Genomic DNA, 11,905 nt, shown 5'->3' on the forward strand with positions numbered 1-11,905 from the left:
AGGAGACGTGAGCGGGCAACCGCAGTCCCGCCTCATCTGCAATCCGCTGGACCTCGAGTACCGGTACCAGGACGTCCGCTTCACCGGCTCCGTGGGAGGAGTCGTGATCGGCGAACCCCGTCGCAGCGTGCACCGGGAGGCGGCCGACCCATCGCTCGTCCGCTACCGGGGTCGCTACTACCTGTTCGCGTCGATGTCGCGCGGCTTCTGGCACTCCGCCGACCTCGCCCGGTGGGTCTATCAGGCGACGGAGAAGCTCCCGCCCTACGACTACGCGCCGGACGTGCGCGTGGTCGACGAGGCGCTGATCGTCTGCGCCTCCCGAAAGGCGGGGATCTCCCCTTTCTTCCGGAGCGTCGATCCGCTCGCCGACGACTTCGAGGAGATCGCGCCAGGGACATTCGCGTTCTGGGATCCGAACGTCTTCCAGGACGACGACGGCCGGGTCTACCTCTACTGGGGCTGCGGCAGCACGGAGCCGATCCGCGGAGTCGAGATCGATGCGGCGTTCGAGCCGATCGGCGAACCCGTCGACCTCGTCGCAGCGGAGGCCGGCCACCGCGGCTGGGAGCGCAACGGCGAAGACCACCGCATCCCGGAGCCGGGAACCGAAGAGGAGCGCCGAGCGGCCGCCTTCATCAGCGCGGACCCGTACATCGAGGGCGCCTGGATGACCCGGCACGGCGACACCTACTACCTGCAGTACGCCGCGCCGGGAACGCAGTACAACACCTACGCGGACGGCTATCTCACGGCGAGCAGCCCCCTCGGACCGTTCACCTACTCGGACGAGAGCCCCTTCTCCTCCAAGCCCGGCGGCTTCGTCACGGGCGCCGGCCACGGCAGCACTCTTCAGGACGAGCACGGCAACTGGTGGCACGCCGCCACCATGCGCATCAGCGTCAATGACATCTTCGAGCGGCGGATCGGAGTCTTCCCCGCCGCCTTCGACGAGGACGGTGTCCTGCACTGCGAGCAGGGCTTCGCGGACCACCCGATGACGATTCCGGACGGACCCGTCACCCTCGACGAGTACGCGGTCCCGGCATGGATGCTCCTCTCGGGGAGGGCGACGGCACGGGCGTCCTCCTACGCCACCGGCCACGAACCGGTCCTCGCGACGACCGAAGACATCCGCACCTGGTGGGCCTCGGACGGCGCAGGCCGCGGGGAGTGGCTGGAGATCGACCTCGGCGAGCCCAAGGACGTCCGCGCCGTCCAGGTCAACCTCGCCGACCATCGGCTGGCGGAGGTCGCCCCGCACCTGGCCAAGGGCCTGGATCAGGGGCACACCTGGAGGGGAATCTACGGCTCTCACGACACAGCCGAGTACACGCTCGAAGCATCAGCGGACGGTGACGAGTGGGTGGTGCTCCACGACGGTCGCGAGACGGGCGGGGCCACCCCTCACGCGCTGATCGAGGTGGCGGAGCACGGATTCCTGCGCTTCCTCCGGCTCCGGGCGCACCGGCTCCCCTTCGACGGTCCCGTGGCGGTCAGCGGAATCCGCGTCTTCGGCGTCGGCACGGGGGACGCGCCGGACGTTGCGAGCGCCCGGTACCACCGGTCGGATCCGCGGACCGCCGAGGTCGCGTGGGTACCCGCCGACCGTGCTCGGAGCTACGTCGTGCGCTACGGAACGCGCGCGGACCGCCTCTATTGCAGCCGTGCGGTGCTCGAGGGGACGAGCATCGAGCTCGGGGGGCTGAATGCCGGGACCGAACTGTGGGTCCGAGTGGACTCCGTCAACGAGGGCGGAGTGACCGAGGGAGTGCCGGTCGGGCCGGAGCGGTCAGAGCGCGCCTGACCGCTCCGGCCCGACCGACGGGCGTCCTCGTCGCCTGAGACAGGTACGAGGACGCCGGTGGTCGTTCGTGAGCCGCTACTGCGGCACGCCGTCGGCGAGGGCGTCGAACCGGTAGACGAAGCCGCCGTCGTCGCCGCTGATGGTCGCGTAGGCCCGCGTCGTGCCCGGCTCGATGGCGACGTTGGTCGCCGAGCTGAGTCCGGCACCTTCTCCCTCCGGCACCGTCACGGTCTGCTGCAGGGCGCCCTCGACGTCGTAGACGAGGATCTCCGGCCGGCTGTGCAGGCCGACGTAGAGGTTGCCGGCGGCGTCGACCGCGATCGAGTCGAGCTGGCCGACGCCGGGTGAGGCGTGGATCGCCGGGAACGCTGTCGCGACCTCGGTGCCGCCCTCGGCGAGGGTGAACCGGTCGATGCGGTTGCCGGTGTTGAGGCTGACCCACAGCTCGCCGTGGTCGGGCGAGAAGGCGATGCCGTTCGGTGAGGGCAGTTCGCTCGCGAGCACGGTCGCCGCTCCGGTCGCCGGGTCGACGCGGACGACGCGGCCCGACGCCTCCCAGTACGGGTCCTGGGCGCCGGCCGCGTCGGTGACGTAGAGGGCGCCGTCCTCGCCGAAGGCGATGTCGTCCGGCTGCATCGGGACGCCGTCGATCGGGCCGGTGACGACATCGCGGACGTCCTGGCCCTCGGCGGTCATGCTCCGGATCGATCCGCTGAGGAAGTCGGTGACGTAGAGCCGCCCGTCTCCGGGGTGGAACTGCGCGGAGGTGAGCGCGGAGGCGTCGTCGGTCCAGACGGGTTCGACGCTCTCCTCGTCGAGGTCGATCCGGAGCACCTTGCCAGCGCCGGGCGGGGCGGTGACGTCGACGACGTACAGGCTGCCGTCGGGGCCGAAGGTCGGGCCCTCGAGCAGCGTCATCCCGGTCGTCTCGTGCACCTCGGTGACCTGCAGCACCCGCTCGGCGGTGACGACCGACGGAGTCGCCGACACGGGTGCGGCTCCGGGGTCGCCCGGGTCAGTGCAGCCCGCCAGTGCACCGGCGAGCAGCACCGGGACGGCGATCGCCGGCCGCCTCATCGCGAGGCTCCGACGCTCGCGCCGACGAGCACGTCGCCCATGCCGTCCTCGCGCCAGGCGCGCAGCAGGCGGTGGAAGGCGATCGGTCCGGGGCTGTAGCTGGCGCCTCCGATGGAGCGGGTGCCCTCGCCGTTGTAGTAGCCGGGCGTGCACTCGGCCTGGAACGCCCGGGTGTCGAGGGCGGTCTCGTGCACGGTGCGCACCCACGCCTCCTCCGCCTCGGCGCTGGGCTCGAGGTAGCGGGCGCCGACTTCGCGGCCGCGGGCGATGACGGCGGCGATGTGCTCGGCCTGCTCGAGCAGGATGTGCGCGAAGTTCACCGAGTTCGCGTTCTGGATGCCGCTGAGGTGGAAGAGGTTCGGGAAGCCGTGCGTCGAGAATCCGTGCAGGGTGCGCGGGCCGCGGGCCCACGCCTCCAGGAGCGTGCGGCCGTCGCGGCCGACGACGGGCAGCGTGCCGGACATCACGCCGGAGATGCCGACCTCGAAGCCGGTGGCGAAGACGACGCAGTCGACCTCGTAGGCGGTGTCGCCGACGACGACCTCGGTCTCGGTCATCCGGGTGATGCCGCCGGTGTCGGCGGTGTCGACGAGGCGGACGTTCGGGCGGTTGAAGGTGGGCAGGTAGGTGTCGCTGAATCCCGGCCGCTTGCACATGTAGCGGTACCAGGGCTTGAGCGCCGCCGCGGTCGCCTGGTCCTCGACCGTCGCGTCGACGCGGGCGCGCAGGCGGTCCATGGTGTCGAGGTCGGCGAGCTCGTCGCGCCGCTCGCGCTCCTCGGCCGGGAGCGAGGTGTCGACGGCGCCGGAGAGGATCTGGCGCTGCAGCTCGACGGTCTTCGTCCAGCCGTCCTGCACCAGCGACTCGTCGACGCTCTCGCCGGCGAGGACGGCGAGGAAGTTCTCCATCCGCTCGCGCTGCCAGCCCGGGCTCAGCGACGCGACCCACTCCGGGTCGGTGGGCCGGTTGTCGCGGACGTCGACCGTGGACGGCGTGCGCTGGAAGACGATCAGCTCGCGCGCGTCCTCGCCCACGTGCGGGATCACCTGCAGCCCGGTCGCTCCGGTGCCGACGACGGCGACGCGCTTGTCGGCGAGGCCGGTCAGGCCGCCAGCCGGGGTGCCGCCGGTGTAGCCGTAGTCCCAGCGCGACGTGTGGAAGGTGTGGCCGCGGAAGGTCTCGATGCCGGGGATGCCCGGCAGCTTGGGCTGGGTGAGGGTGCCGGAGGAGGTCACGACGAAGCGGGCGCGGAAGGCGTCGCCGCGGTCGGTCTCGACGAGCCACTCCCCCGCGTCCTCGTCCCAGGTCAGCGCGGTCGCGCGGGTCTGGAAGAGCGTGTCGCGGTAGAGGCCGTAGTGCTCCGCGATCGCGACCGCGTGCCGGCGGATCTCCTCGCCCGGCGCGTAGCGCTCGGAGGGGATCGTGCCGACCTCCTCCAGCAGCGGAAGGTAGACGGACGACTCGATGTCGCAGCGCACGCCGGGGTAGCGGTTCCAGTACCAGGTGCCGCCGACGTCGCCGGCCTCGTCCATCAGGCGCAGCGACTCGACGCCCGCCTCGCGCAGCCGCGACGCGGTGAGCAGCCCGCCGAAGCCGGCGCCGATCACGAGCGCCTCGACCCGATCGGTCACCGGCTCGCGCTCGACGCGCTCCGTGTAGGGGTCCTTGGCGTAGTAGCCGAACTCCCCCGCCGCACGGCGGTACTGCGACGCGGCGTCGGGGCGGGCGCGGCGGTCCCGCTCGGCGCGGTACCTCTCGCGGGCGGCCTCGAGGCGGCGCTCGTCGTCGGGGGCCAGGGCGTCGGAGGTCAGGGTGCTGTCGGTCATGCGGGCTCGCTCTCGTCACGCGCATCGGCGCGACGACAGACCCCGGGACGGGGGCGACGGCGGGACTCCCCCGCGGGCGCCGACACGACTCCGGATCGGTTTCTTGCTGTCCCAAAAGGTTAGCCCGGCACTAAGTAATTGTCCTGGGTATCCGCCGAGTCCTACGGTGGCTTCATGAATCCTCGCGCCCGCGCCCTCTCGGACATCGAGCGGCTGTCGATCGCGATCACGGTGCGCTCGATCCCCCGCGTGCTCGCCCCGCTGCTGACGACCGACCTCACGATCCAGCAGTTGAAGGCCCTCTCGGTGATCGTGACGACCGAGGAGGGGGCGACCGGCGCGGGCCTCGCGCAGAGCTTCGGCGTGTCGATGCCGTCGATGTCCAAGCTGATCGACCGCCTCGCGGCGAGCGGCCTGGTCGTCCGCGAGACCGACGCCGCCGACCAGCGGGTGCGCCGGATCCACGCCACCGACCTCGGCCGCGCCGTCGTCCGCGAGCTGATGGCGGCCCGCCCCGAGCTCGGCGCGGACGTCCTCTCGCGCCTGTCGCTCGAGGAGCTCCAGGCGCTCGAGAAAGGGCTGCGCGCGATCAGTCGCGAGCTGCGGGGCGCTCACGACTGATCGCACGCATCCTCACTGCACCGACCAGCCGCCGTCGGAGGCGAGCACGATCCCGTTCACGTTCGCGGAGTCGTCGCTCAGCAGCCAGGTGATCGACGCGGCCATCGTGTCGGCCGACACGACCGGCGGGATGAAGGCGAAGAACGGCGACAGGCGCTCGCGCCCGAACTCCGACGCCATCGCGCCCTCGATCGCCGTGGCCGTCGGGCCGGGGGCGACCGCGTTGGTGCGGATGCCGGAGGGCCCGTAGAGGAACGCCGCCGACTTCGTGATGCCCACGACCGCGTGCTTCGAGGCCGTGTAGGCGGTGCCGGCCGCGTTGCCGCGCAGCGACGCCTCCGACGCGATGTTGACCACGGAACCGCGGCCCTGCGCCAGCATCGCGGGCAGCACCGCGCGACCGAGCGCGAACGTGCCGTCGACGTTCACCGAGAAGACGCGGCGCCAGAGGGCGTCGTCGACCTCGGGGAGGGGCGTCATGCCGTCCATGATCCCGGCGATGTTGGCGAGGCCGTCGATCCTCTCCCCCGCCGCGGCGACGATGGCCGCGACTCCGTCGGCCGAGGTGATGTCGGCGGTCACCGTCACGACCGAGTCCTCGGGAGAGGCGGCGGCCAGCTCGTCGATGCCATTCGGCACAACGTCGACCGCGATCACCCGGGCGCCCTCGCGCACGAGCCGGCGCGCGGTCGCCCGGCCGATGCCCGAGCCCGCGCCGGTGACGATGATCGTGCGGCCTGCGAAGCGCGCCTGGGCCGCCGGCTCGGGCTACTCCTCCGGGATCACGCCGCCGTTGGCCTGCCTCACGAGCGTGTCGACGAGCTCCTGCGGGAACCGGCCGCCGCCGAGCTCGACGAGGGTCTGCAGGCTGAGGCCGGCGGCCGGCGCGAGGTCGTCGGCCGACTGGCCGCCCTGGGCGAGGATCCCGCGGAGGATCGGGCCGCCGACGGCGTCGTCGAGCCACTCCTGGACGGTGTTCTTGGAGGTGAGCATGCGTTTCTCCTAGGTCTCCGGGGTGGGGTCGAGCAGGGCGACGACGTCCTCGGTCGTGCCCGTCTCGCCGAGGACGGGCAGCACGCGGGCGACGCTGTTCTCGTGCGAGGCGGCCTGGAGGTCGGTGACGGCGTCGGTCACGACCACCACCGAGTAGCCGAGGTCGTAGGCGGCGCGGGCGGTCGACTCGATGCCGAAGCTCGTGGTGAGCCCGGCCAGCACGACCTGGGTGACGCCGCGCTGCGTCAGAGCCTCATGCAGCCCGGTGCCGCCGAACGCACTCCACGCACTCTTGACCAGCACGATGTCGCCGCGGCCGAGCGCGGGCAGCGGAGCGATCGCCTCGGGAGGGAGGACCGGCGCGGACCGGCCGCGACCCACCTCCGTGCGCCCCGGGTTCGGGTGGCCGAGGTCGGCCGTGACCAGGGCGACGGGCAGGCCGTGCCGGCGGAACGCATCGGCGAGCGCGGCGGCCCGATCGATGACGTCGTCGATGGGGTGGACCAGCGGATTCGCGATCGTCGCGGGCTGCAGGTCGACGACGACCAGCGCGGTCCCGGAGTCGAGGGCGCTGATCGTCATCGCGAGCCTCCGCCGAAGGTGACGACGACCTTGTCGGCGGCGCCCGGAGTCGAGGCGGTGACGAAGGCCCGGTCGACCTCGGAGAAGTCGACGACGTCGCTGACGATCACCGCGTACTTCTCCCAGTTCGCGACGAGATCCTCCGTCACCTCGAAGATCTCGGTCGGGTAGCCCATCGAGAGCACGATGGTCAGCTCGGAGCCGAGGATCGCGCCGAAGTCGACCTCGACCGGCTTCTTGTGCACGGCCACGATGCCGAGGGTCGCGCCGTGCTTCGCCGCGCCGAGGATCGTCTGCACCACGATCGGCGCACCCGCCGCGTCGAGGAACACGTCGGTCGCGGGCTTGCGCTGACCGCGGCGCGCGGGCGCCTCGCCCTGCAGCTCGATCAGGCGCTCGACGACGTCCTCGCGCGAGGAATCGACGACCGCGTCGGCGCCGACCGCGAGCGCCTTCTCGAGACGGGAAGGGATCACATCGACGACGATGATGTGGCCGGCGCCGAGCGCGCGATAGGCGAGCACCGCGCCGAGGCCGATGGGGCCGGCGCCGAAGATCACGACGGCGTCGCCCGGCTTCGGCTGCGTGCGGTTGACGGCATGGCGCGCGACGGCCATCGGCTCGTTGAGCGCCGCGACCTCGAAGGGGATGTGGTCGGGCACGATCTGCAGGCTCTTCCCGAGCACCGCGTTCTCGATCAGGAGGAACTCGGCCATGCCTCCGCTCGTGCCGCCCGAGCCGATGATGCCGGTGGGCGCGGCCATCGGGTCGATCACGACGCGGGCGCCGATCGGGACGCCCTCGACGTCGACTCCGACCGCCACGACCTCGCCGGCGGGCTCGTGGCCGAGCGGCGTGCGGCCCTCGATCCCGGGCAGTCCGCCGAGGGCGATGTACAGCGCATCGGAGCCGCAGATGCCGCACGCGCGCACCCGCACCAGCACGTCGGCCGGCCCCGGAGTCGGGGTGTCGACCTCGACGGTCGTCGTCGTTCCGGGGGCCGTGACCATCGAGAGCTTCATCCGTGGTTCTCCTTCTTCGCGCCTGAGCTGGTGGTGATCCGCATGATCTGCCGCAAAGCTAGCCGATCGGCTAACTTTCGACAACAGGCGCCTAGGATCGTCAGCGAACGAGGAGGAGCAATGGCCCGACCGGTCGGCAAGCGCGGCGAATCGCGGGCGCGCCTCCTGCAGACGGCGCTCCGGCTCTTCGGCGAACGCGGGGTCAACGGCACGTCGCTGCAGAACATCGCCGACGAGCTCGGGGTGACCAAGGCGGCCGTCTACCACCAGTTCGCGTCGAAGGACGAGATCGTGCTGGCCGTCGTCCAGCCTGCCTTCGCGCGGATGGCCGAGCTCGTGCGCGAGGCCGACACGGCGCCTCCCGCGCGGGCGTTCGACGTCACGCTCGAGGGTCTGGTCGGGCTCGCGGTCGAGCACCGCGAGTTCGCCGCCGCGATCCAGCGCGACCCGGCGGTCGTGCAGCTGCTCTGGCGCGATCCGGCCTTCGTCGAGGCGACGACGCGCATCGACCGGCACCTGATCGGGGCCGATCCGTCGGCGGAGGCGCGCATCGCGCTCGCGGTCGCGGGCGGCGGCCTCATGATCGCCGGCATGGACCCTTCGTTGCGCTCGACCGAGCGCGACGTGCTGGCCGGCGTGCTACTGGAATCCGCACGCGCTGTGCTCGCGCCGTATCGCGTCCGCTGAGACGGGCCCTGTCGTTGTCGCGAGGCCGTCGCGAGCGATCGCGCCGCTCCGCCCACGCCGTCGCAAGACGTTGTGGGCCGTGGGGCTGAAGGGCGAGGGCCGGACTCGCCGGTGCCCACGAGCCTCCATGACGCCTCTCGAGCCGCGGAGACCGCCCGGCCCGACGGAGCGATGTCCTCTCCCGGATGGTGCGGTACCCGACGGAGAGATCGACGGTCGCCCCCAGCCCGATGCATCGAGGGCAGGCACCCGCGGAGGTGCCTGCCCTCGATGCGTGATCAGTGCCGACTCGGTCGGCCGCTCATCGTCATCGCGTTCGAGTGACGGTCACATCCTCGTTCAGCGAGATCTCGCGGCCGTCGACGGTCGCGGTCGCCTTGACAGCGACCGTCCCCGAGGGGAGCGACGTGCCGGGGAAGGTGATCCTCTTCGTGATGGTCGCCCCCGCCTTGAGCGCGGGGCACTCGACGGAGCCGTACGGGGTCACGACCGAGACTCCGGCCGCGACGTCCTCGTTGTTCGTCGCGGTGACCGTCACGGTCGTCTTCCCGCCGGACACTCTCGAGGTGGCGGAGAGGTCGATGTCGAGCGTGGTCCTCTGCTCATAGGTGAGCCCGTGACCGAACTCGAAGAGCGCGCCGTCCTCCGTCTCCGCGTAGCCAGGGAGGTCGCTGTACTGCTGCTTCACGGCGTCGCGCGTTCCAGCCAGAGCGAACGGCATCCGACCCTGAGGAGCGAAGTCGCCCGAGAGCACGTCCATGAGGGCGACCGGGTTGCTGCCGAAGCCGGCGACGATCGCGCCGGCATCGCGGAGTGTCGTCGCCTACAACGACGACGTCGCCGCTCTCGTGGTGGGCGCAGCGATCCGGCTCGGCCTCTCTCTCCCACAGGACCTCGCCGTCGTCGGCCACGACGACTCGCCGCTCGCGCAGCTGATCGTCCCGTCGCTGACCACCGTCCACGTCGACGACGCGGGCCTCGGCCAGTACTTCGCGCAGCTCGCGCTCAGCGCGGCAGCCGGAGCGCCTGCCCCGCGACGCGATGCGGAATCGCGGCTCTCCGTGGTCCGGCGGGAGTCCGCCTGACTCGTCAGAACCGAGCCGCGAGGGCGATGCCTGGACGGCGCTTCGTCCACCATGCGTCCGGCTGCTGGTGGGATGGTGCAGGGCAGGGGGTCGCCCGGCTCGCTCTCGTCTCCTGAGCCGGCGGCTGGTGAGCATCGACTCTTCCGCGTCCGGCAGCGGCACAGCCGCCGTGAGCTGCGGTTCGAGCTCCGAGTCCGGGAGAGAGGCCGCGACGTCGACGGTCCCGAAGCCGAGGTCCGCGAGGACCGGCACCCCCTGGTGGTGCTCGTCCAGGTACTTCAGCGCCCGGTCGATGATCGTCTCTTCACGGTCGCTCGGCGGCTGGGAGCGGAGGATCGTCAGGAGCGCGGCGACCATCGTGTGTCGGCGGCCGTGGGCGTCCGCGAGGACCTGGTGCGCGAGGCGCTGCACCTTGGCGGTGTGCTCGCCGTGGATGGCGCAGGCGCTCGAAGTCAACTAAGTTGACCTGATCGTCTCAACACATCGAGGAGAACGCATGTCCACGACTCCCGCCTTGACCGCCCAGAGCTCGATCGGGGAATGGCTGAGCCATCCGGAGGGCTCCGCGCTGATCCGCGATGTGCTCGGCGGCGCGGCCGGCGGCTTCGACGAGGCGAAGCTGGCTCCGGTGCGATCGCTGCCGCTGCAGCAGCTGGTCGCGCTGAGTCAGGGGCAGCTCCCGCAGAGCGTCGTCGACGATCTCGTGCTCCGGGCGAACGGCGGCGTCGTGCCGGAGGCCGTCGAGAGCACGGGCTGGCGCGAGAGCGTGGTCGCCGGTCGCTTCACCGGGAGGACCGTGATCGTGACCGGTGCAGCGTCCGGGATCGGCCGCGCGACCGCCTCCCGCATCGCCCGCGAAGGCGGCCGGGTCGTCGCCGTCGACATCTCGGCCGAGCGGCTCCAGGAGTTCGCGGCCTCGCTGCCCGAGGCCGAGATCGTTCCGGTCGCGGGCGACATCACGAAGCAGGACGACATCGACGCCGTCGTCGCGGCGGCCGGCGAGCGGATCGACGGCCTCGCCAACATCGCCGGCATCAACGACGACTTCTCCCCCGCCCACGAGACCTCGGACGCGGTGTGGGACCGGGTGATCGCCATCAACCTCACCGGCGGCTTCAAGCTCTCCCGCGCCGTGCTGCCCGCGATGCTGGCGGCCTCGGCCGGGTCGATCGTCAATGTCGCCTCCGAAGCGGGGCTGCGCGGCAACGCGTCCGGCAACGCCTACACGGTGTCGAAGCACGGCGTCGTCGGGCTCACGAAGAGCGCCGCGTTCATGTACACGGGCAGCGGGATCCGCGTGAACGCCGTCGCGCCCGGCGGCGTCGCCACCGGCATCCCGTTCCCGCCGAACGTCTCCGAGGTGGGCAGCGCTCGTCTCGCCTTGTTCCAGAGCGCGATCCCCTCCGTGGCCTCCGCGGAGCAGCTCGCGGCGTCGATCACCTTCCTGCTCAGCGACGACGGCGTGAACATCAACGGGGCGATCCTGCCCAGCGACGGCGGCTGGTCAGTGCAGTAGCCGCGGCGGGCCGGCTCAGGCCCCGGGGGTCAGGAGACCCTGCAGCGCGTCGCCGTAGCGCGCGACGATCTGCTCGTGGTCGGTGGCGAGGAGCACCTCGTCGCCGACCACCCACATCGAGTGCAGCAGTCCTCCGACGAGTGCGGCAGCCAGACGTGCGCGCAGATCCGCGTCCGGCCCCGCCATGCGAGCACGCAGAGGAGCCACGAAGGCCTCCTCGTGCACGGCGTGCAGCCGGGCGCCGATCGCGGGCTCGTTCCCGCCGCGCACCAGGGCGAGGAACACCGCCCGCGTGTCGCGCTCGTCCTCGAGCAGGGAGGCGACGAAGCTGCGGCCGAAGTCCTGCAGCGGAACGTCCAGTTCCGGGCGGTCCTGGATGCTCACCTGCATCACGTCGAGGAACAGCGCTTCCTTCGACCCGAACCTGCGCACCACGACGGCGGGATCCACCTGCGCCTCCGCGGCGATCTCGCGCACGGTGACCCGCGAGTAGCCCCGCTCGCGGAACAGCCGCTCCCCCGCCTCGCGGATGCTCGCGCTGAGGGCGGCGGGAGAACGGCGAGGCACAGTGGTCGATCGTACCGGCGACCCGGTGAGGTCGGTCTTCACACGATCGGAAGGGGAGGTCGGTGCTCGCGGCTCCGCGGCCGCGACCTGCACGGTCTCGTGCTCGAGACCACCTGGCCGGT

The 11,905-nt window shown here is 71.8% G+C and carries 14 protein-coding genes; 6 read left to right on the forward strand and 8 right to left on the reverse strand.

All coding sequences use genetic code 11. The features are described from left to right. The first annotated feature begins 7 nt into the window (after window positions 1-7). Entirely contained in the window at window positions 8-1,807 is a 1,800-nt protein-coding gene (locus GSU72_RS09785; RefSeq protein ID WP_208545039.1) for a family 43 glycosylhydrolase, read from the forward strand. A 75-nt stretch (window positions 1,808-1,882) separates the two neighbouring features. On the opposite strand, the gene GSU72_RS09790 is transcribed toward GSU72_RS09785, so the two are convergent. Together GSU72_RS09790 and GSU72_RS09795 are read right to left on the reverse strand one after the other, a co-directional pair. Further along, the gene (locus tag GSU72_RS09790; protein ID WP_159984842.1) at window positions 1,883-2,884 is read right to left on the reverse strand and encodes an SMP-30/gluconolactonase/LRE family protein; all 1,002 of its coding nucleotides are present in this window, start codon (window positions 2,882-2,884) and stop codon (window positions 1,883-1,885) included. Further along, window positions 2,881-4,710, reverse strand: a complete 1,830-nt coding sequence (locus tag GSU72_RS09795) for an NAD(P)/FAD-dependent oxidoreductase (protein ID WP_159984843.1) — start codon at window positions 4,708-4,710, stop codon at window positions 2,881-2,883. Before GSU72_RS09795 ends, GSU72_RS09790 begins: the two co-directional genes overlap by 4 nt. 174 nt (window positions 4,711-4,884) lie before the next feature. On the opposite strand from GSU72_RS09795, the gene GSU72_RS09800 reads away from it, so the two are divergent. Then, complete coding sequence (locus GSU72_RS09800) at window positions 4,885-5,331, forward strand: MarR family transcriptional regulator (protein WP_159984844.1); 447 nt, start codon at window positions 4,885-4,887, stop codon at window positions 5,329-5,331. A 12-nt stretch (window positions 5,332-5,343) separates the two neighbouring features. On the opposite strand, the gene GSU72_RS09805 is transcribed toward GSU72_RS09800, so the two are convergent. From GSU72_RS09805 to GSU72_RS09815, 4 genes are read right to left on the reverse strand one after another with little or no spacing between them, the layout of a single operon-like run. Then, complete coding sequence (locus GSU72_RS09805; protein ID WP_244256112.1) at window positions 5,344-6,060, reverse strand: SDR family oxidoreductase; 717 nt, start codon at window positions 6,058-6,060, stop codon at window positions 5,344-5,346. A 39-nt stretch (window positions 6,061-6,099) separates the two neighbouring features. Then, window positions 6,100-6,324, reverse strand: a complete 225-nt coding sequence (locus GSU72_RS21570; RefSeq protein ID WP_244255746.1) for a hypothetical protein — start codon at window positions 6,322-6,324, stop codon at window positions 6,100-6,102. A gap of 9 nt (window positions 6,325-6,333) precedes the next feature. Beyond that, a complete protein-coding gene (locus tag GSU72_RS09810; RefSeq protein WP_159984845.1) occupies window positions 6,334-6,906 on the reverse strand; it encodes a cysteine hydrolase in 573 nt (190 codons plus the stop codon). Beyond that, on the reverse strand, window positions 6,903-7,928 hold the full coding sequence (locus GSU72_RS09815) for a zinc-binding dehydrogenase (protein ID WP_159984846.1): 1,026 nt from the start codon (window positions 7,926-7,928) through the stop codon (window positions 6,903-6,905). Before GSU72_RS09815 ends, GSU72_RS09810 begins: the two co-directional genes overlap by 4 nt. Window positions 7,929-7,958: 30 nt before the next feature. Here GSU72_RS09815 and GSU72_RS09820 point away from each other — a divergent pair, with 30 nt between their 5' ends. Then, window positions 7,959-8,615, forward strand: coding sequence for a TetR/AcrR family transcriptional regulator (locus GSU72_RS09820; RefSeq protein ID WP_244255748.1), 657 nt, complete (start codon window positions 7,959-7,961; stop codon window positions 8,613-8,615). Between the two features lie 307 nt (window positions 8,616-8,922). On the opposite strand, the gene GSU72_RS21310 is transcribed toward GSU72_RS09820, so the two are convergent. Then, a complete protein-coding gene (locus GSU72_RS21310) occupies window positions 8,923-9,375 on the reverse strand; it encodes a hypothetical protein (RefSeq protein ID WP_208545040.1) in 453 nt (150 codons plus the stop codon). Here GSU72_RS21310 and GSU72_RS09830 point away from each other — a divergent pair. From GSU72_RS09830 to GSU72_RS09840, 3 genes are all read left to right on the forward strand, one after another. After that, window positions 9,374-9,700, forward strand: a complete 327-nt coding sequence (locus GSU72_RS09830) for a substrate-binding domain-containing protein (RefSeq protein WP_159984847.1) — start codon at window positions 9,374-9,376, stop codon at window positions 9,698-9,700. The genes GSU72_RS21310 and GSU72_RS09830 overlap by 2 nt on opposite strands. Window positions 9,701-9,958: 258 nt before the next feature. Next, entirely contained in the window at window positions 9,959-10,165 is a 207-nt protein-coding gene (locus GSU72_RS21905) for a hypothetical protein (RefSeq protein ID WP_159984848.1), read from the forward strand. A gap of 31 nt (window positions 10,166-10,196) precedes the next feature. Beyond that, complete coding sequence (locus GSU72_RS09840) at window positions 10,197-11,216, forward strand: SDR family NAD(P)-dependent oxidoreductase (RefSeq protein WP_159984849.1); 1,020 nt, start codon at window positions 10,197-10,199, stop codon at window positions 11,214-11,216. 15 nt (window positions 11,217-11,231) lie between these two features. Here the strand turns inward: GSU72_RS09840 and GSU72_RS09845 are convergent, their stop codons facing one another. Then, entirely contained in the window at window positions 11,232-11,783 is a 552-nt protein-coding gene (locus GSU72_RS09845) for a TetR/AcrR family transcriptional regulator (protein ID WP_159984850.1), read from the reverse strand. Window positions 11,784-11,905 lie beyond the last annotated feature (122 nt).

It is taken from the genome of Rathayibacter sp. VKM Ac-2760, from assembly GCF_009834185.1.
In the GTDB taxonomy this organism is placed as follows: Bacteria; Actinomycetota; Actinomycetes; order Actinomycetales; family Microbacteriaceae; genus Rathayibacter.

Coding starts and splice junctions, on each gene's coding strand:
- GSU72_RS09840 (WP_159984849.1), top strand. CDS start 10,197: ATGTCCACGACTCCCGCCTTGACCGCCCAGAGCTCGATCGGGGAATGG.
- GSU72_RS09795 (WP_159984843.1), bottom strand. CDS start 4,710: ATGACCGACAGCACCCTGACCTCCGACGCCCTGGCCCCCGACGACGAG.
- GSU72_RS09815 (WP_159984846.1), bottom strand. CDS start 7,928: ATGAAGCTCTCGATGGTCACGGCCCCCGGAACGACGACGACCGTCGAG.
- GSU72_RS21310 (WP_208545040.1), bottom strand. CDS start 9,375: ATGGACGTGCTCTCGGGCGACTTCGCTCCTCAGGGTCGGATGCCGTTC.
- GSU72_RS09790 (WP_159984842.1), bottom strand. CDS start 2,884: ATGAGGCGGCCGGCGATCGCCGTCCCGGTGCTGCTCGCCGGTGCACTG.
- GSU72_RS09810 (WP_159984845.1), bottom strand. CDS start 6,906: ATGACGATCAGCGCCCTCGACTCCGGGACCGCGCTGGTCGTCGTCGAC.
- GSU72_RS21570 (WP_244255746.1), bottom strand. CDS start 6,324: ATGCTCACCTCCAAGAACACCGTCCAGGAGTGGCTCGACGACGCCGTC.
- GSU72_RS09800 (WP_159984844.1), top strand. CDS start 4,885: ATGAATCCTCGCGCCCGCGCCCTCTCGGACATCGAGCGGCTGTCGATC.
- GSU72_RS09830 (WP_159984847.1), top strand. CDS start 9,374: ATGAGGGCGACCGGGTTGCTGCCGAAGCCGGCGACGATCGCGCCGGCA.